Genomic DNA, 18,778 nt, shown 5'->3' on the forward strand with positions numbered 1-18,778 from the left:
TCTTTCGCACGGCAGATGGGAGATCGCGTTCGCGGTGACGTGCCACTGACGTCAACGCCCGAGGTCTCCATCGTGAAATTCTTCCTTCCGGCCGCCGGACGCGGCCGCCTGCTGCTCTCCGTGTCCTATCTGACCATTGCTGGTGCTGCAGCCCCGGCTTTCGCCCAGAACGCTCCCGCCACGATGGCGCTCGACGAGATCGTCGTCAGCGCCACGGGAACGCCGACGCCTGCCCGCGAAGTCGCGAGCGCCGTCACCGTCATCACCGCCAGGGATATCGAACAGCAGCAGCGCCGCACCTTGCCGCAGGCGCTGGCCGCGGTGCCCGGCCTCAATATCGTGCAGACCGGTGGGCCGGGCGGCCTGACCTCGGTTTTCATGCGCGGCACCAACTCGAACCACGTCAAGGTGCTGATCGACGGCATCGAGGCCAACGACCCTTCAGCCCCGAACCGCTCCTTCGATTTCGGCTCGATGCTGACCGAGGATATCGAGCGCATCGAAGTTTTGCGCGGCCCCCAGAGCGGTCTCTATGGCGCGAATGCGCTGGGCGGCGTGATCTCCGTCACCACGAAGCGCGGCGAGGGACCACCGAAGATGACGGCGCGCGTGGAAGGCGGCTCGCATGGCAGCTTCAACCAGTCCCTCGGCTTCAGCGGGGGCGATGCGCGCTTCAACTACGCCTTCAATGCCAGCCATTTCCGGGCCGATGGCACCGAGGCGACGCCGCCGAACCTCATGCCGCCCGGCCGCCGGACCAATCCGAACATCTTCGACAATTACAGCTATTCCGGCCGCCTCGGCTTCGCGCTCACCGACACGCTGACGCTGAACTGGGTCGGCCGCTATCAGGACGGCCAGTTGCGCTATACCGGCGATACTGGCTTCCCGAGCAAGCCCTCGCCCTATCGTTCCCTGCAGAATTACGCGCAGGCCTTCACCCGCGGCGAGGTGGTCTGGGACCCGTTGGGCGGGCGCTTCGTCAACACCTTCGGCGTCTCCTACTCACGGCAGGATAGGGGGACGCGCACGGCTTCTGCGGTAACCGGCCTGCTCGGCCTGCCCAATCAGAGCCTCGGCGAGCGCACCAAGCTCGACTGGCGCGGCAATCTCGAGATCACCAAGGGGCACAACCTGATCATGGGCCTGCAATATGAGCGCGAGCGTCTGGACACGACGAGCCTCATCGCCTCGAACGGCAACAAGGCCGCCTGGCTCGAATACCAGGGCAATATCGAGGATCGCTATTTCCTGGCGGCCAATATCCGCCGCGACCATGACGACAGCTATGGCGGCCATACGACGTACCGCATCGCGCCGGCTGTCATCATTCCCGGCACGGAAACCAAGCTGAAGGCGAGCTACGGCACCGGCTTCAAGGCGCCGACGCTGAGCGAGCTCTTCATCGATTACCGCCCCGGCTACAACTTCTTCGGCAATCCGAACCTGAAGCCGGAGGAAAGCCGCGGCTGGGATATCGGCTTCGAGCAGCCGCTCTTCGACAAGTGCCTGCAATTCGGCGCGAGCTGGTTCCAGAACGACATCGACAACCTGATCGTTACCAATGTCACGCGCGATTCCTACGCCAATATCGGCAAGGCCAGAACGAAGGGCGTCGAGGCCTTCGCCGCGCTGGAAATCTCGCCCCAGTTCCGCATTCGCGCCGACTATACCTTCACCCTCGCCAGGGACGAGATCGCCCGGCAGGAACTGTTGCGCCGGCCGCGCCACAAGGCGAGCGCGACCGCGACCTGGACGCCGACCGACAGGCTCAGCCTCTCGGCGACGCTGATCCATATCGGCTCCTGGGTCGACGGCAACCGCGACTTCTCGGTCCCGCGCATGCGCGCGAAGGGGGCGACGCTGGTCAACCTCGCCGCTGAGTACAAGGCGACCGACAAGGTGACGGTGTTCGGGCGGGTCGATAACCTCTTCGACAAGCGTTGGGAGAATCCGGTCGGCTTCCTCGTGCCGGGCCTCGGCGTCTTCGGCGGTATCAAGGTGGCCATCGGCGGATGAACCGGCCTCTCGTCCTGCGTCGTCTATGCGGCGTGTGCCTCCTGTCCATCGCGCTCTGGGGCGCGGTGGTATCGGCCGCATCTGCGGTCGAGCGCCCGGCCCGCATCGTTTCGCTCAATATGTGCACGGACGAGCTCGTCCTGCGCCTGGCCGATCCCGATCGCATCGCTTCGGTGACATGGCTGTCGCAGGACCCGCGCAACGCCAACATGGCGGATGCCGCCCGCCTGATACCGGCCAATCACGGGCTTGCCGAGGAAGTCTTGGGCTTTCACCCCGATCTCGTCGTCGCCGGCGCCTATACGACGCGCGCCACGGTTTCGCTGCTCGGGCGGGTCGGCATCGCCGCGCGGGAATTCGGCGTTCCCCGCAATCTCGCGGAGATGAAGGCGCAGATCACCGAGATGGCCGATGTTCTCGGCGAGCCCGCCCGCGGGCAGGCCTTGCTCGCCGAGATCGAGCGGCGCCTCGAAGCTCTGGCCGCCCGTCGCGTCGACAGGCCATTGCGGGCGATCGTGCTCCGTCCCAGCGGCTTCACGGTCGGTCGCGGCTCGCTCGTCGACGAGATCCTGACCCGCGCGGGCCTCGTCAATATCGCAGCCGAGCTGGGCGTCGAGAGCTATGGCCAGATCGCGCTCGAAACCGTGGCGCTCGGCGGTGCCGAAATCCTGATCCTGAACGAGACGCCGGACGGCCCGCCGTCTCTGGCGCACGAGATCCTGCACCATCCGGTGATCGACCGGCTTGGCGACCGGCTGAAGCTCGTCGCCCTGCCGTCGCGGCTCTGGACTTGCGCCGGCCCGAGCGTGCTCGACGCGATCGAATTGCTGGTGCGTGCCGTGGAGGAGAAGCCATGACGCCGGACGCTTCGCCCGGCATCAGGCCGGCCCCGCTGCTGGGATTGCTTGCCTTCGCTACTCTGGCGATGACCGCGATCTCCATGGCCGTCGGCTACGCGCCATTGGCGCTCGGCCTGGCGGTGACGGACCTCCTCGCGGGGCAAAAGAGCCTGCCGGCGCTCGTGCTCTATGAACTGCGCCTGCCGCGCGCCCTGCTTGGCGCCCTCGTCGGTTTCAGCCTCGGCATGGCCGGCGCGGCGATGCAGGGGTTGTTGCGCAATCCGCTGGCCGAGCCGGGCGTGATCGGCATCTCCAGTGCGGCGGCCTTCGGTGCCGTCCTCGTCTTCTATAGCGGGCTCTCCGCCAGCCTTGCGCTCGCTCTGCCGCTCGGAGGGATCGCGGGCGCGCTGCTGGCAACCGTGATCCTCTTCATCCTGCTCGGCCGTGGCGCCAGCACGACCACGCTGATCCTGGCCGGCGTGGCGCTCAACAGCTTCGCTGGCGCGGCGACGGCGCTCGCGCTCAATCTCGCACCGAACCCTTATGCAGCGCTGGAGATCGTGTTCTGGTTGATGGGCTCGCTGGTCGACCGGAGCATGAACCATGTCGCCCTCGTCCTGCCCCTGATGTTGCTCGGCTGGGCCCTGATCGTCTCGACGGCGCCCGCCCTCGATGCGCTCAGCCTCGGCGAGGATACAGCCGCGAGCCTCGGCTTCGACCTTGCCTGGCTGCGCGCGCGCTTGATCGGCGGGGCGGCACTCGCGGTCGGCAGCGCGGTCGCCGTGACGGGCGCGATCGGCTTCGTCGGCCTCGTCGTGCCGCATCTATTGCGCCCGCTGGTCGGGCACCGGCCGGGCAGATTGCTCATCGCCAGCGGTTTCGGTGGCGCCATCCTCGTGCTCGCTGCCGATATCGGCGTCCGGCTCATGCCGGTCCGGCCGGAATTGAAGCTCGGCGTGGTCACCGCGCTGATCGGCGCGCCCTTCCTCTTCGCGCTGGTCCAGCGCCTGCGCCGGGAGGCCTTGTGATGGCGATCACGGCTTCCCGCATCACGGTTTCACTCGGCGGCAAGCCGATCCTGCACGATGTCGATGCCCAGATCCGGCCGGGAGAGGTGCTTGGCCTGATCGGTCCCAACGGCGCCGGCAAGACGACCTTGCTGCGGGTCCTGGCGGCGCTGCTCACGCCAGACTGTGGCGGCGTCGATTATGACGGCGCCTCGGCGCGCGCGCTGGGACGAGCGGCACTGGCGCGGCGCATCGCTTTTCTGGCCCAAGGCGGTGAGGCGCAGGGGGCGCTCTCCGTCGAGGCCTTGGTCGGGCTCGGCCGTTTGCCGCATCGCCGCCCCTTCGCCGAAGCTGGCGAGGTTGACCGGCAGGCGGTCACGCGGGCGCTGGCGCTCTGTGACGTCACCGGTTTCGCTGCTCGCGCGGTCGGCACGCTCTCGGGCGGCGAGCGCCGCCGCGTCCTGCTGGCGCGGGCGCTCGCGGTGGAGGCGTCTTATCTCCTCGCGGACGAGCCTCTGGCAGGGCTCGACCCTCAGCACCAGCTCGACACCTTGCAACTGCTGCGCAGGATCAGCCGTGAGGGCACCGGAGTGGTCGTCGTGCTGCACGATCTGACGCTCGCGGGCCGCTTCTGCGACCGGCTCCTGCTGCTCGATCACGGTCGCCGGGTCGCCGACGGAGCGCCGGCGGACGTCCTCGACGATGATCGGCTCGCACAGGTCTTCGGCATTCACGCCTTGCGCAGCTCCCAGGCCGGCGAGTCCTTCCTGCTGCCCTGGCGGACGCTCAACAATGAAAATGCGCCCTGAAGGGTGCCGATATCGACAGGACTCCAAACAGGCGCTACCTCCACTGCACGGCTAACGGGGGCGGGACCGGGGAATGCGTGGGGCAGGGGCAGGACTGGCTGGCGCGCTCATTCTCTTCTTCGCCCGCTTCATCACGGCCGTGCGCGGCCGTTGGGCGGGCGTCGAACCCACCGACGAGCAGCGGATCTACTTCGCCAACCATGCCAGCCATGGCGATTTCGTCCTGATCTGGACCGTGCTGCCGCGGCGCATGCGCTTCACGACCCGGCCGGTCGCCGGGAGCGACTACTGGCTGAAAGGCAGGTTGCGACGCTTCATCGGGTGCGACGTCTTCAATGCCGTGCTGATCGATCGCGATCGCGGCAGCCGCACGAGCGACCCGGTCGCGCAGATGACCGAGGCGCTCGACGCCGGCTCCTCGCTGATCGTCTTCCCGGAAGGCACGCGCAACACCACCGATGCCCGCCTGCTGCCGTTCAAGAGCGGCCTGTTCCATCTGGCGCGGGCGCGGCCGGGCGTGGCGCTCGTGCCGGCCTGGATCGACAATCTCAACCGCGTCATGCCCAAGGGCGAATTCGTGCCGATCCCGCTGATCTGCACCGTCACCTTCGGCGCGCCGCTGCGCCTCACTGAGGGCGAGACCAAGCAGGATTTCCTGGCGCGGGCCGAAGCCGCTTTGCTCGCCCTGTCCCCGAAGGCGAACGCGTCATGACCATGCCACATCCCGATCTGGTGGCCGTCCTCGCCGGCATCCTCGGCGTCCTCGTCGTCGCCTCGACCATCGGCTTCGTGCTGCAGCGCAAGCTCTCGCCCGATGGCTCGAACGCCGTGGTCGAGAATCTGAACGACCGCATCCGGGCCTGGTGGATCATGGTCGTGCTGATGGGTCTCGCCCTCATCGGCGGCAAGACCGGCGTGACGCTGCTCTTCGGCTTCTGTTCCTTCGCGGCCTTGCGCGAATTCATCACATTGACCGATACGCGGCGGGCCGACCATTGGGCGCTGGCAGCGGCCTTCTTTGTCGTGCTGCCGGTGCAGTACTACCTGATCTGGATCGAGTGGTACGGGCTCTACTCGATCTTCATCCCCGTCTACGCCTTCCTGCTGATGCCGATCATCGCCGCGGCGCGCGGCGACACCGACCATTTCCTCGTGCGGATCGCCGAGGTGCAATGGGCGCTGATGATCTGCGTCTTCGCCACCTCGCATGTGCCGGCGCTGCTCAGCCTCGATATCGCTGGATATGAGGGGCGCAATGTCCTTCTGATCGCCTTCCTCGTCATCGTCGTGCAGATCAGCGACGTCCTGCAATATGTCTGGGGCAAGCTCATCGGCCGCACCAAGATCGCGCCGAAGCTCTCGCCCTCGAAGACGGTCGAAGGCTTCGTCGGTGGGGCGCTCAGCGCGACCGCGGTCGGCGCCGGCCTGTCCTGGATGACGCCGTTCACAGCCCTGCAGGCCGCCTTCCTCTCGCTGGTCATCGTCCTGCTGGGCTTCTTCGGCGGACTCGTCATGTCGGCGATCAAGCGCGACCGCGGCGTCAAGGACTGGGGCCATCTGATCGCCGGCCATGGCGGCTTCATCGACCGGCTCGACTCGGTCGTGTTTTCCGCGCCGATCTTCTTCCATCTCGTCCGCTACGGCTGGTCGGCTGTATGAGCGGACCGCTCGCGCGCCTGATGCGGAGCAGCATCGTCCATGTCGGCTTCGCCTTCCTCGCCATGGGCAGCTGGGCCGCCTTCGCCAACCGCGCCCATCAGATGCCCGCGCCGCTCCAGGCCGGGCTGCTGCAGGGCGCGATCTCGGCGACGATCACGCTCGTCCTGAAACGCGCGATCGAATATCTCGCCAGCCGCTTCTCGGGCCTCGCCGCCCTGCTGGCGCCACCCGTGATCGCCGGCCTCGTCTCCGCCAGCCTGCTGACGATCCTGCACACGGTCAGTGGCACGCCCGAGATCGCGAAGACGATCGCCGTGCCGCTGACCGTCGCGACGAGCTATGCGGCGCTCTACAATTATTCGCTCTGGCGCATCCGGAAGGCCTGAACCATGGCGCAGGACGAGAACCGCCGCCCGCTCGCCAGCCGCGATTCCGGCTGGGCCCGCACGATCGCCCGTCGCTTGAGCACGGCTTCGGTGACGCCGAACCAGATCTCGATGGCGAGCATGGTCATGGCGGCGGTCGCCGGCTTGGCTTTCTGGCAGGCGGGCATGGCCACGGGCGGTTCCCGCATTGCCTTGCTGCTGGTTGCCGCCCTGTTCTGCCAGTTCCGGCTGCTCTGCAACCTGTTCGACGGGATGGTCGCGATCGAGGGCGGCAAGCAGGCGCCGGACGGGCCGTTCTGGAACGAATTCCCTGACCGCGTCGCCGATATCCTGATCCTCGTCGGCGTCGGCTATGGCGTTGGGTTGCCGGCCTTGGGCTGGGCAGCGGCGGCCTTCGCCGTGCTGACCGCCTATACCCGCGAGCTCGGCCGCAATTGCGGATTGCCCGCCGATTTCTCAGGGCCAATGGCCAAGCAACATCGCATGGCGGTGATCACGGCGGCGGCCGCGCTTTCGCTGCTGGAACCGCTCTGGAGCGGCCACAATCAGGTTCTTGTCGGCGCGCTCTGGCTGATCGCGATCGGCGCCGCGATCACCGCGATCCGGCGCGCCGCGAACATCGTCCGCAAACTGCGCGCCGGCTGACGTATCCCGCCGATCTCAGATCGACTCGATCAGCAGCTTGCGCGCCGCGTCGACCGTGAGCTCCACCGGATTGCCGCCGGTCGACGGATCAGCCACGGCGGCTTCGGCCAGTTCGTCGATCCGGTCGGTGCCGACGCCGAGCGCGCCGAGTTTGTCGGGGATGCCGAGATCGGCGCGCAGCTTCAGCACGAAATCGTAGAAGCCGTCGAAGCCGCCGGGAATGCCGAGATAGGCGGCAGCCGCCGCGATCCGCTCCTCGATCGCCGGGCGGTTGAAGCGCAGCACCGGCGGCATCACCACCGCATTCGTGGTGCCGTGATGGGTATGATAGACCGCGCCGACTGGATGGGAGAGCGAGTGGATCGCGCCCAGCCCTTTCTGGAAGGCCACCGCGCCCATCGCGGCGGCGGCCATCATCTGCGTCCGCGCCTCGATATCGCTGCCGTCGGCATAGGCGCGCGGCAGATAGGTCTTCACCAACCGCATGCCTTCGAGCGCGATGCCCTGGCTCATCGGGTGGAAGAAGGGCGAGGAATAAGCCTCCAGACAATGCGCGAAGGCATCCATGCCGGTGCCGGCGGTAATCGCCCTGGGCATGCCGACCGTCAGCTCGGGGTCGCAGATCGTCACGCCCGGCAGGAATTTCGGGTGGAAGATGATCTTCTTGGTATGGGTCTGCGAATTGGTGATGACCGAGGCGCGCCCGACTTCGGAGCCGGTTCCGGCCGTGGTCGGCACGGCGACGATCGGCGCGATGCCCTCGATCGAGGCGCGCGTCCACCAGTCGCCGACATCCTCGAAATCCCAGACCGGCCGCGTCTGCCCGGCCATGAAGGCCACGCATTTGCCGAGGTCGAGGCCGGAGCCGCCGCCGAAGGCGACGACGCCGTCATGCCCGCCCGCCTTGAAGGCGCGCACGCCGTCGTCGAGATTGCGGTCGTTCGGATTGGGATCGACATCGGCGAAGATCGCCCGGCCTAGGCCACCGGCTTCGAGAATGTCGAGCGCGTTGGCGGTGATCGCCATGCTCGCGAGCCCACGGTCGGTCACCAGCAGCGGCCGCTTCATGCCGAGCGCCTTGCAGTGGTCGGCCAGTTCCCTGATCCGCCCGGCGCCCAGCTTGACGGCGGTCGGATAGCTCCAGTTCGCGGTGATCGGCATCAGCCAGCTCTCTTCAGATGGTAGGATTTCGGACGGGTGAGGTTGTGGAAGCCGATGACCGAGAGCGAGCCGCCCCGCCCGGTCTCCTTGACGCCCGTCCAGCACAGGGCCGGGTCGAGATAATCGGCGCGGTTCATGAAGACCGTGCCGGTTTCGAGACCCTCGCCCAGCCGCGCGGCGCGCTCGGCATCGCCGGTCCAGAGCGAGACGGTGAGGCCGTATTTGGAATCGTTCATCAGCGCGAGGGCTTGCGCATCATCGTGCACCTTCATGATGCCGACGGCCGGGCCGAAGGTCTCCTCGCGCATGATCGTCATGGAGTGGTCGACATCGACCAGGACCTGCGGGGCGAGATAGGCGCCGCCATCGTCCTGCGGGAACAGCTTCGGATCGACCAGAGCTCTTGCGCCCTTCGCGGTTGCCTCGGCAATCTGCTCGCGGACGACCTGCGCGAAGCGCCTATGGGCCATCGGCCCGAGCGAGGTCTCGGGATCGAGCGGGTTGCCGAGCCGGTAGTTCGAGACCCAGGCGACCGATTTCTCGACGAAGGAATCGTAGAGGCTCTCATGCACATAGATGCGCTCGATGCCGCAGCAGCACTGCCCGGAATTGAAGGTCGCGCCGTCCATCAGCGTATCGACCGCCTTGTCGAGATCGGCGTCCTCCATGACATAGCCGGGATCCTTGCCGCCGAGCTCCAGCCCGATCCCGGTGAAGGTGCCGGCGGCGGCGCGCTCGATCGCCTGCCCGCCCGCCACCGAGCCGGTGAAATTGATGAAGTCGAACTGCTTGTCGGCGATCAGGCGCGACGAGGTCTCATGGTCGAGGAAGACATTGGCGAAGACCTCTTCCGGCACGCCGGCCTCGTGGAAGGCTCGCGCCAATCGCTCGCCGGTGAGCAGCGTCTGGCTGGCATGTTTGAGGATGACCGCATTGCCGGCGATCAACGCCGGCGCGACCGAGTTGATCGCGGTCATATAGGGGTAGTTCCACGGCGCGATCACGAAGACGACGCCATGCGGCTCGCGCGCGATGAAGCGCTTGAAGGCGGCGCTGTCCTCGATGAGAACAGGCGCCAACGCCTCGCCCGCGATCGAGGCCATGTAATTCGAGCGCTCGTTGAAGCCCTTGAACTCGCCGCCGTATTTCACCGGCCGGCCCATCTGCCAGGCGAGCTCGGTCACGACTGCCTCGCCCATCTCGTTGAGCCGCGCGACACCCTTGAGCACCAGCGCGATGCGCTCGTCGAGCGGGCGCTTCGCCCAGGTCTTCTGCGCCTTGCGGGCGCGGGCGACCACGGCCTTGGCCTCGTCGAGGCTCAAGGCCGGCCGCTCGGCATAGACCGAGCCGTCCACCGGCGACACGCATCGGATCATCGTCATCGTCACTATCCGTCTGGCTGAAGTCGATTCCTGGAGGGTAGAGCCGGATCAGGCGCGTTCGAAGCCGCGTTTCACTTCCCAATCGGTGATCCGGCGATCGTATTCCTCCTGCTCCCATTCGGCGGCGCGGACATAGTGGTCGATCACCTCGTCGCCGAAGGCCTTGCGCAGCATCGCCGAACCCTTCAGCGCCACGGTCGCGTCACGCAGGGTCTTCGGAATCTCGCGGATATCCCGGCCGCCATAGGCATCGCCGACGAAGGCCTCTTCCAGCTCCATCTTCTTCTCGATGCCGTCGAGACCGGCCGCGAGCAGCGCCGCCATAGCGAGATAGGGGTTGAGGTCCGAGCCGCCGACCCGGCATTCGATGCGAATGCCCTTGGTGCCGGCGCCACAGAGCCGGTAGCCGGCGGTGCGATTATCGGCACTCCAGATCGCCTTGGTTGGCGCGAAGGTGCCGGCGACGAAGCGCTTGTAGGAGTTGATATAGGGCGCGAGGAAGCCGGTGATGTCGGAGGCATGGGCCAGCAGCCCCGCCACATAGTTCCGCATCAGCGGCGACATGCCGTGCTGCGCCTGCGCATCGAGGAAATGCGGGGTCTTGCCGTCGGCGCTCCAGAGCGACTGGTGGATATGCGAGGAGGAGCCCGCATGCGCGTTGCTCCACTTGGCGAGGAAGGTGATCGACTTGCCCTGCGCCCAGGCAATCTCCTTGCAGGCGTTCTTGATGATCGCGTGCCGGTCCGCCATCGTCAGCGCATCGGCATAGCGGACATTGATCTCCTCCTGCCCGGCCGAAGCCTCGCCCTTGGAGTTCTCGACCGGGATGCCGGCGCCCTGCAAGCCGTTGCGGATCGCTCGCATCACCGCCTCTTCCTTGGTCGTCTGGAAGATGTGGTAATCCTCGTTGTAGCTGCTCGCGGTCTTGAGGTCGCGATAGCCGCTGGCGCAGGCGTTCTCGTAGCTCTGGTCGAACAGGAAGAATTCCAGTTCGGTCGCCATATAGGCCTTGAGGCCCATCGCCTCGAGCCGCCTGACCTGCTTCTTGAGCACCGCGCGGGGCGAATGCGGGATGTCATGGCCGTGATGGTCGAGCACGTCGCAGAGGACGAGCGCCGTGCCTTCGAGCCAGGGCACGCGGCACAAGGTCGAGAGGTCCGGCTTCATCGTATAGTCGCCATAGCCGGCGGCCCAGCTCGTCGCCGCATAGCCGGCTACGGTTTCCATCTCCATGTCGGTGGCCAACAGGTAGTTGCAGCTATGTGTCTCGTGATGCCCGCTTTCGAGGAAGAAGGCGGCATGGAAGCGCTTGCCCATCAGGCGACCCTGCATGTCGACGAGGCAGGCGAGCACGGTATCGATCCGGCCGGCCGCGACATCCTCTTTCAGAGCGTCGAACGTGTAGGCTTCAGTCATGCCGGTCATCCATCTCCGATGCGCGATCTTCACACGGGAATGCGGCCGGCGGAATAGCCGGCTCGCATCCTGCCGCCTGAATATTCAAAGAGATTTGGCTTCACCCGGCGGCCATCAATTCCGAGGCGCGCTCTCCGACCATCATGGCCGGGGCGTTGATGTTGCCGGAGGGTATCGTCGGGAAGATCGAGGCATCGACGACGCGCAAGCGCTCGATCCCGTGCACCCGCAATGTGGCGTCGACGACGGCGTCGCTGGCGTCAGGCCCCATCCGGCAGGTCCCGCAGGGGTGGAAGACGGAATAGGCATTTGCCCGGATGGCGGCGACATTGGCCGCATCGTTGACGGCTTCCGGCCCCGGCCGGATTGCGGCATCGATCACGGCGGAGAGCGTCGGCGTTGCGGCCAAGCGGTGCAGGAAGCGCGCGCCCTCCAGCAGGATGCGGAGGTCCTCGGGCTCTGAGAGGTAGTTCGGCGCGATCTCCGGCGCGACAAGCGGATCGGGCGAGCGGATCGCGACATGGCCGCGGCTCAAGGGCCGGCAGGGCGAGACGCTCAGGCTGAAGCCCGGAAACGGATCGGGCTTCATCAGGGCGCGCACGCCGGGCTCAGCGCGCTCATAGCTCAGCGGCGAGAAATAGAGCTGCATATCCGGACGCGTCAGCTCCGGCTTTGTGCGGTAGAAGCCGCCGCCCTGGTTGACGCTGAGCGAGAGCGGCCCGCGCCGCCGCAGCAGATAGTTTGCGGCCATGCCGATGCGGGCCGGCCAGGAGAGCAGCGCATCGTTCAGGCTCGGCCGCTTCGAGCGATAGACATGGTCGTAGCAGAGATGGTCCTGCAGGTTGCGGCCGACCGCCGGCTGGTCGAGCAACGGCGTGATGCCGTGCTGCTTCAAGAGCTCTGCCGGGCCGATGCCCGAGAGCTGGAGCAATTGCGGCGAGTTGAACGCGCCGCCGGAGAGGACGACCTCCCTGCGGGCTCCGAAGCGCAGGGTCTCGCCGCCGCGTTGCGCCTCGACGCCGACGGCGCGCCGCCCGTCGAACAGGATGCGCGTCACCTGCATGCCGGTTTCGAGCTTCACGCGTTCGCGCCGCCGGGCCGGATGCAGGAAGGCCCGGGCCGCTGACTCGCGTCGCCCGCCGCGCGTGGTGATCTGGTAGAAGCCGGCGCCCTCGCTGGTCGCGCCGTTCAGGTCGGGGTTGAAGCGCAGGCCCGCTTCGCCGGCCGCCCGGACGAAAAGCGGCGTCAGCGGATGGACTTCAGCGGCGACGTTCTCGACATGGAGAGGCCCCCCAGCGCCATGCCAGAGGGACGCGCCCAGTGCGTGGTCCTCCATGCGCTTATAGGCGGCGAGCACTTCGGCCCAGCCCCAGCCGGGATTGCCGAGCCGCTTCCACTCGTCGAAATCCTCGGCCTGGCCACGGGCATAGACCATCGCGTTGATCGCGCTGGAGCCGCCGACGACCTTGCCGCGCGGCTGATAGATCTCCCGCCCGCCCAGCTCGGCTTGCGGCGTGGTCCGGTACATCCAGTTTATGCGGCGATGGTAGAAGGTCTTGCCGTAGCCGATCGGCAGATGGACCCAGGGACTGAGATCGCGCGGCCCGGCCTCGATCACCAGGATCGAGCCTTGGCCGGCTTCGGCAAGCCGCCCGGCCAGCACGCAGCCGGCCGAACCCGCGCCGACGATGATCACGTCCCATTCCGTCAAGATGCTCTCACCCAGCCAGCCCGACACGATTCCTAAGCAGAATTGGGCTTCCCGCTAAGGGCCATTCCCGCCGAAGCGCCAGTCCATTCGCCGCCCGCCATGAGGTCGTCGATGGCGCGGCGCAGATCGAGCACGCCGGTCTTGATCTCGGCCGGCGTGAAGCCGCTGAAGCCGAGTACGAGCCCGTCCCGAGCCACAGGTTCGAGGCAGAAGCGGCTGATCGGCGCGACCGTCACGCCGCGCCGGGCCGCTGCTTGCGTCAGCGCGACGGCGTCGAGCCCGCCGCGGAGATAGGCGATGGTGTGCATGCCGGTCTGGGTCGGAACCACCTCCAGATCAGACGCCAGATGCTCCCGCGCCGCATCTTCCAAAGCCTGATAGCGCTCCTGGTAGAGCTTGCGCATGCGACGCACATGCGTCGCGAAATGTCCCTCGACGATGAAATCGGCGACGATCCCCTGCAACGCCGTCGGAACGCCGGGCGAGAAGGCCTCCAGGCAGATGCCGATCTGCTCGACCAGATGCGGCGGCGCGACGAGGAAGCCGAGCCGCAGCGACGGGAACAGCGTCTTCGAGAAGGTCCCGACATAGATGACCCGACCGCTGCGATCGATGCTGGTCAGTGTCGCCATCGGCGCGCCCTGGAAGCAGAACTCGCCGTCCCAGTCGTCCTCGATGATCCAGGCGCCGCTGGCCTCGGCGGCTTCCAGCAGGGCGAGCCGCCGCTCCAGGCTCATCTTGGCGCCGAGCGGCTGCTGATGCGCCGGCGTCACGAAGGCGAGCCGGAATTCGGGCGCGCGGCGCAGGCCTTCCTCGACCACGAGCCCGGCTTCATCGACCGGGACGGGCACGATCTCGACGCCCGACTGGATCATGCTGTTGCGCGCGCCGATCGCGCCGGGGTCCTCGAACCAGACCGTGTCGCCGGGGTCGAGCAGCGTCGCCGCGATGAGCTGGAAAGCCTGCTGCGCGCCGGCCACCACGAAGACCTGCTGCCATTCGCAGGCGATGCCGCGATTGAGCCTGAGATGCGCGGCGATGGCCTGGCGCAAGCCGCGCTCGCCATGCGGATCGGGATAGCCGAGCACCTGATGGCGCGGCTTGCGCCAGTGCTTGCCCGAAAGCCTGGCCCATTGCGCCATCGGGAAGGCGTCGAAGGCCGGCATCGCGGTGGTGAAGGCGCGAGGCTGGTGCGGCAGGCGCGTGCCGAACAGCTTTGACGCCGTGTTCATCGCCTGCGCCAGCTTGACCCGCGCCGTCGGCGCGGCGGTCGCCGTAGCGGCCGGGGCAGGGCGCTCGTTCGCCAGTGCCTGGCTGACATAGGTGCCGGAGCCGACGCGCGTCTCGATCAGCCCTTCCGCCGCAAGCCGCTCGAAGCTCTCGACGATGGTGGTGCGGGCGACCTTGAATTCCTGCGCCAGCGTACGCGTCGCCGGCAGGCGCTCGCCGACCTTGAGCGTGCCCCCGAGGATCAGCTCGCGCAGGCCCGCACAAATCTGGACGCTGAGCCCATGCTCGCCCTCGCGATCCAGCACGATCGACTGGAGCAGGGCGCCTTCCTCGCGTTTGACCATGATGCCTTGAGGGATAGTGGACTGTCGATTTGGCGAGAATGGACCTTGGGATCAGGCCAATTCAAGCCCCTTCTTGCGCCGAAGCTGCCCGCGGTTCTGTCGGGTGGCGCTCCCGAAACGGATAGCGGCAGCAATGAAGATCACCCGGCTCGAAAGCTTCTCGACGCAGGACGTCGGCTTCGTCCGCGCCACATGCGAGGATGGCAGCCAGGGCTGGGGCCAGTTCTCGCCCTATCATGCCGACATCACCGCGACGGTCTTCCATCGGCAGGTCGCGCGCTGGGCGGTCGGCGAGAACGCCTTCGACATCGACGAATTGATCGCGACCATCGGCGAGCGCGAACACAAGTTCCCAGGCTCCTATCTCTGCCGTGCCATGACCGGACTCGACACGGCGTTGTGGGACCTGCGCGGGCGGATCGAGCGGAAAAGCGTCTGCGAACTGCTCGGCGGCGCGCCGCGACCCTTCCCGGTCTATGCCTCCAGCATGAAGCGCGGCGAGATCACGCCCGAAGCCGAGGCCGAGCGCTTCCTGCGCCTGCGCGATGCCCATGGCTACCGCGCTTTCAAGTTCCGGGTCGGGCGCGAATGCGGCCGCGACATCGACGAATGGCCGGGCCGGACGGACGCGATCGTGCCGCAGATCAGGCGCGCGCTCGGCACTGAGGCGACGCTGCTCGTCGACGGCAACAGCGCCTATTCGCCGGCAAAGGCCATTGCGGTCGGCAAGATGCTGCAGGATCACGGCATCGTCCATTTCGAGGAGCCCTGTCCCTATTGGGAGCATGCCTGGACGCGCGAGGTCCGCGAGGCGCTCGATCTCGATGTGACCGGCGGCGAGCAGGATTGCGACCTCGCGGTCTGGCGCGCGATGATCGATGGCCGGGTGGTCGACGTCGTGCAGCCGGACGTCTGCTATATCGGCGGCGTCGGGCGGATGCTGAAAGTGGCCCGCTGGGCCGAAGCCGCCGGCCTGCCGGTGACGCCGCATTCCGCGAACCAGTCGCTGGTGACGGTGTTCACCCTGCACATCATGGGTGCGCTCGCCAATGCCGGCCCCTATGTCGAGTTCTCGATCGAGGGGCCGGATTATTACCCCTGGGAACAGGGCCTGCTGCGCAATCCGCCGCAGGCGCGCGACGGGATGGTCGCGATCCCCGACGGGCCAGGCTGGGGCGTCGAGATCGAGCCGTCCTGGCTCGCCAAGGCCGCCTATCAGGTCACGGAGATCGGCGCGTGATCGTGGACCGTGCCGAGCTCGTCGCCGAGGCCATCAGGTCGGGCACGCTCGCCGGTCTGCCGGGCGGGCATTTCATCGATGGGCGCTTCGTCGAGTCCGTCTCAGGGCGACGGATGGAGAGCTTCGATCCCGGCCGGGGCAAGGCCTTCGCCACGGTCGCGGCCGGTGACGGCGCGGATATCGATCGCGCGGTCGCAGCCGCCCGCGCGGCCCTGTCCGGTCCATGGTCGCGTCTGAGCCCGGCTGCGCGCGGCGAGATCCTGATGCGGGCGAGCCGCCTGATCGCCGAGCGCGCGGCCCGTTTCGCCGTGGTCGAGACCCTCGATTCCGGCAAGCGCCTTGCGGAAGCCGAGGGCGATGTCGGCGGCGTCGTGAAGGCCTTCGCCTATTATGCCGGCGCGGCCGACAAGCTGCATGGCGACAGCATGCCGCTCGGCCCTGACCATGTCGGGCTGACGATCGAGGAGCCGGTCGGCGTCGCCGCCCAGGTCGTGCCCTGGAACTATCCGCTCTCGACGGCGGCGCGCGGCATAGCTCCCGCGCTTGCAGCCGGCTGCACGCTCGTAGTGAAGCCGGCCGAGCAGACGCCCTTCACGACGCTGATGCTGGCGGAATTGCTTGACGAGGCCGGCCTGCCCGCAGGCGTGCTCAACGTCGTTGCCGGCACCGGCACTGATGCAGGCGCTGCCCTCGTCGCCCATCCCGGCATCGACCACATCACTTTCACCGGCTCGGTCGCGACCGGACAGCGCGTGATGCGGGCCGCGGCCGAGCATGTCACCCGGCTCGTGCTCGAGCTCGGCGGCAAATCTCCCCTCGTCGTGCTCGCCGATTGCGATCTCGACGCGGCCGTGGCCGGCATCATGGAAGCGATCTTCGAGAATGCCGGGCAGATCTGCTCGGCCGGCTCGCGCCTGATCGTCGAGGAGGCGATTGCCGCCCCCTTGCTCGAACGCCTCGTCGCCAGCGCGCAGGCTTTGCGGCCGGGCCATGGCCTTGGCGATGCCGGGATCGGGCCGATCAATTCCCCGGCGCAGCTCGCGCGCGTCGCCGGCCATGTCGACCGCGCCCGCGCCGCCGGTAATCGCATTCTCACTGGTGGCGCGATCGTACCGCCCGAGGAATGCGGCGGCGGCTGGTTCTACCAGCCGACCATCGTGCTGGCTGATGGTCCGGACGATCCGCTGGTGCAGGAGGAAATCTTCGGCCCGGTGCTGACGGTGCAGGTCATTCCCGATTTCGAGGCGGCGATCGCAGCTGCGAATGCCACCTCCTATGCGCTGGTCGCCGGCATCTACACGCGCGATCACGCCAGGGCCTGGCGCTATGCACGGGCCGTCGATGCTGGGCAGGTCTATATCAACGAGTTCTTCGCCGGTGGCATCGCGATGCCCTTCGGCGGCAACCGCAAATCCGGCTTCGGCCGCGCCAAGGGCATGGCGGGCTTGCGCTCCTATTGCAAGCTCAAGAGTGTGGTGGCGCGAATCTGATCCGGGGGGATGACGCGATAATGTCGAGCGATCTGTTCGCCAGTGATTTCAAGGCCGCGCCCTATTGGTGGGACGAGGTGCCTCGGCCCGAGCTGCCGCGCGCCGAGCCGCCGCAGCAAGCGGAAGTCGTCATCGTCGGCTCCGGCTATACCGGCTTGCAGGCTGCGCTCCAGACGGCACGGGGCGGGCGCCATACCGTCGTCCTCGATGCCGAAGCGGCGGGCTTCGGCTGCAGCACCCGCAATGGCGGCCAGATCTCGACCAGCGTGAAGCCGGGCTTCGACGAACTCGCCCGCCGCCATGGCCGGGAGCGCGCCTTCGCGATCATGCAGGAGGGCCGGAATTCGCTGCGCTATATCGGCGATTTCGTCCGTGACGAGGGGATCGATTGCGATTTCGGCGTCGTCGGCCGCTTCCATGCCGCGCATGCGCCCGGCAGATACGAGGAGCTGGCCCGCAGCGTCGGCACCCAGCCGAAAGGGCTGGAAGTCGCCTGCCATGTCGTGCCGCGCTCCGAGCAGCGCTGCGAGATCGGCTCCGATCTCTACCATGGCGGCGTCGTCTACGAGAGCCATGCCTCGATCAATCCCGCCCGCTACCATCAGGGCCTGTTGCAGCGCGTCGTCGCCGCAGGCGCCGAACTCGTCCCGCATTGCCCGGCGACGGGGATCGAGCGCATCGGGCAGGACTTTCTCGTCCAGACGCCGCGCGGAACGATCCGCACCCGCGACGTCGTCATCGCCACCAACGGCTATACCGGCCCGCTGACCGGCTGGCTGCGTCGTCGCGTCATCCCGATCGGCAGCTATGTCATCGCGACCGAGGCGCTGGAGCCGGAACTGGTCGACAGGCTGATCCCGAAGAACCGCATCGTCAGCGACACCCGCAAGGTCGTCTATTATTACCGGGCTTCGCCGGATCGGCGGCGCATCCTGTTCGGCGGCCGCGTCTCGCTGAGCGAGACCGATCCGCGCCGCAGCGGGCCGCTGCTGCATGGCGCGATGAGCCGGATTTTCCCGGAGCTCGCCAATCGCAAGATCAGCCATTCCTGGTGCGGCTTCGTGGCCTACAGCTTCGACGAGCTGATGCATATCGGCCGCCATGACGGCACGCATTACGCCATGGGCTATTGCGGCTCCGGCGTCGGCATGGCGAGCTATCTCGGCATGCGGCTGGGCCAGCAGGTGCTCGGCCTTGCGGAAGGCAAGACCGCCTTCGACGGATTGCCCTTCCAGACGCGGCCCTTCTACAGCGGCAATCCCTGGTTCCTCGCGCCTTCGGTCCTCTACTACAGCTGGCGTGATCGTCTCGCGCGCTAACTTATCGGATTGGTCGCCCCGAATTCTCAGAGTGGACCTTATGGCCAGACCAATTTCGCCGGACCCTGCATGAGGCGAGACGTGCGGACGCCGCTTGCAGGCCAACCGCGCGCTCATCTTT

16 protein-coding genes are annotated in these 18,778 nt (G+C 67.3%); 11 read left to right on the forward strand and 5 right to left on the reverse strand.

What is annotated here, in order from left to right; genetic code table 11:
* Positions 1 to 72 precede the first annotated feature (72 nt).
* The 8 genes from BLQ70_RS23465 to BLQ70_RS23500 all read left to right on the forward strand — a co-directional run bounded on the left by BLQ70_RS23465 (position 73) and on the right by BLQ70_RS23500 (position 7,364).
* Complete coding sequence (locus tag BLQ70_RS23465) at positions 73 to 2,019, forward strand: TonB-dependent receptor plug domain-containing protein (RefSeq protein WP_170843513.1); 1,947 nt, start codon at positions 73 to 75, stop codon at positions 2,017 to 2,019.
* Positions 2,016 to 2,876, forward strand: coding sequence for an ABC transporter substrate-binding protein (locus tag BLQ70_RS23470; protein WP_091862145.1), 861 nt, complete (start codon positions 2,016 to 2,018; stop codon positions 2,874 to 2,876). Before BLQ70_RS23465 ends, BLQ70_RS23470 begins: the two co-directional genes overlap by 4 nt.
* Entirely contained in the window at positions 2,873 to 3,886 is a 1,014-nt protein-coding gene (locus BLQ70_RS23475) for a FecCD family ABC transporter permease (protein ID WP_091862150.1), read from the forward strand. Before BLQ70_RS23470 ends, BLQ70_RS23475 begins: the two co-directional genes overlap by 4 nt.
* Positions 3,886 to 4,674 (forward strand): ABC transporter ATP-binding protein, encoded by a 789-nt coding sequence (locus BLQ70_RS23480; RefSeq protein ID WP_091862153.1) that lies wholly within the window; start codon positions 3,886 to 3,888, stop codon positions 4,672 to 4,674. The genes BLQ70_RS23475 and BLQ70_RS23480 overlap by 1 nt, the downstream gene beginning before the upstream one ends.
* Before the next feature lie 73 nt (positions 4,675 to 4,747).
* Positions 4,748 to 5,386, forward strand: coding sequence for a lysophospholipid acyltransferase family protein (locus BLQ70_RS23485; protein WP_091862156.1), 639 nt, complete (start codon positions 4,748 to 4,750; stop codon positions 5,384 to 5,386).
* Positions 5,383 to 6,333, forward strand: a complete 951-nt coding sequence (locus BLQ70_RS23490; protein ID WP_091862159.1) for a phosphatidate cytidylyltransferase — start codon at positions 5,383 to 5,385, stop codon at positions 6,331 to 6,333. The genes BLQ70_RS23485 and BLQ70_RS23490 overlap by 4 nt, the downstream gene beginning before the upstream one ends.
* Entirely contained in the window at positions 6,330 to 6,719 is a 390-nt protein-coding gene (locus BLQ70_RS23495) for a hypothetical protein (protein ID WP_091862162.1), read from the forward strand. The genes BLQ70_RS23490 and BLQ70_RS23495 overlap by 4 nt, the downstream gene beginning before the upstream one ends.
* A 3-nt stretch (positions 6,720 to 6,722) precedes the next feature.
* A complete protein-coding gene (locus BLQ70_RS23500) occupies positions 6,723 to 7,364 on the forward strand; it encodes a CDP-alcohol phosphatidyltransferase family protein (protein ID WP_091862165.1) in 642 nt (213 codons plus the stop codon).
* 15 nt (positions 7,365 to 7,379) lie between these two features.
* On the opposite strand, the gene BLQ70_RS23505 is transcribed toward BLQ70_RS23500, so the two are convergent.
* The 5 genes from BLQ70_RS23505 to pdxR form a co-directional block, all read right to left on the reverse strand.
* Entirely contained in the window at positions 7,380 to 8,525 is a 1,146-nt protein-coding gene (locus tag BLQ70_RS23505; protein WP_091862169.1) for an iron-containing alcohol dehydrogenase, read from the reverse strand.
* On the reverse strand, positions 8,525 to 9,907 hold the full coding sequence (locus BLQ70_RS23510; RefSeq protein ID WP_091862172.1) for an aldehyde dehydrogenase family protein: 1,383 nt from the start codon (positions 9,905 to 9,907) through the stop codon (positions 8,525 to 8,527). The genes BLQ70_RS23505 and BLQ70_RS23510 overlap by 1 nt, the downstream gene beginning before the upstream one ends.
* Positions 9,908 to 9,955: 48 nt before the next feature.
* Positions 9,956 to 11,323 (reverse strand): glutamine synthetase family protein, encoded by a 1,368-nt coding sequence (locus tag BLQ70_RS23515; RefSeq protein WP_091862257.1) that lies wholly within the window; start codon positions 11,321 to 11,323, stop codon positions 9,956 to 9,958.
* Between the two features lie 100 nt (positions 11,324 to 11,423).
* Complete coding sequence (locus BLQ70_RS23520; protein WP_091862260.1) at positions 11,424 to 13,034, reverse strand: GMC family oxidoreductase; 1,611 nt, start codon at positions 13,032 to 13,034, stop codon at positions 11,424 to 11,426.
* 32 nt (positions 13,035 to 13,066) lie between these two features.
* A complete protein-coding gene (gene pdxR, locus BLQ70_RS23525; protein ID WP_091862175.1) occupies positions 13,067 to 14,608 on the reverse strand; it encodes a MocR-like pyridoxine biosynthesis transcription factor PdxR in 1,542 nt (513 codons plus the stop codon).
* Between the two features lie 133 nt (positions 14,609 to 14,741).
* On the opposite strand from pdxR, the gene BLQ70_RS23530 reads away from it, so the two are divergent.
* Genes BLQ70_RS23530 through BLQ70_RS23540 form a run of 3 tightly spaced genes read left to right on the forward strand, consistent with a single transcriptional unit; the run spans position 14,742 to position 18,657 of the window.
* On the forward strand, positions 14,742 to 15,848 hold the full coding sequence (locus BLQ70_RS23530) for a mandelate racemase/muconate lactonizing enzyme family protein (protein ID WP_091862178.1): 1,107 nt from the start codon (positions 14,742 to 14,744) through the stop codon (positions 15,846 to 15,848).
* Positions 15,845 to 17,338 (forward strand): aldehyde dehydrogenase family protein, encoded by a 1,494-nt coding sequence (locus BLQ70_RS23535; RefSeq protein WP_210184344.1) that lies wholly within the window; start codon positions 15,845 to 15,847, stop codon positions 17,336 to 17,338. Before BLQ70_RS23530 ends, BLQ70_RS23535 begins: the two co-directional genes overlap by 4 nt.
* A 20-nt stretch (positions 17,339 to 17,358) precedes the next feature.
* A complete protein-coding gene (locus BLQ70_RS23540) occupies positions 17,359 to 18,657 on the forward strand; it encodes an NAD(P)/FAD-dependent oxidoreductase (protein ID WP_091862181.1) in 1,299 nt (432 codons plus the stop codon).
* Positions 18,658 to 18,778 lie beyond the last annotated feature (121 nt).

This window comes from Allobosea robiniae, assembly GCF_900102525.1.
In the GTDB taxonomy this organism is placed as follows: Bacteria; Pseudomonadota; Alphaproteobacteria; order Rhizobiales; family Beijerinckiaceae; genus Allobosea; species Allobosea robiniae.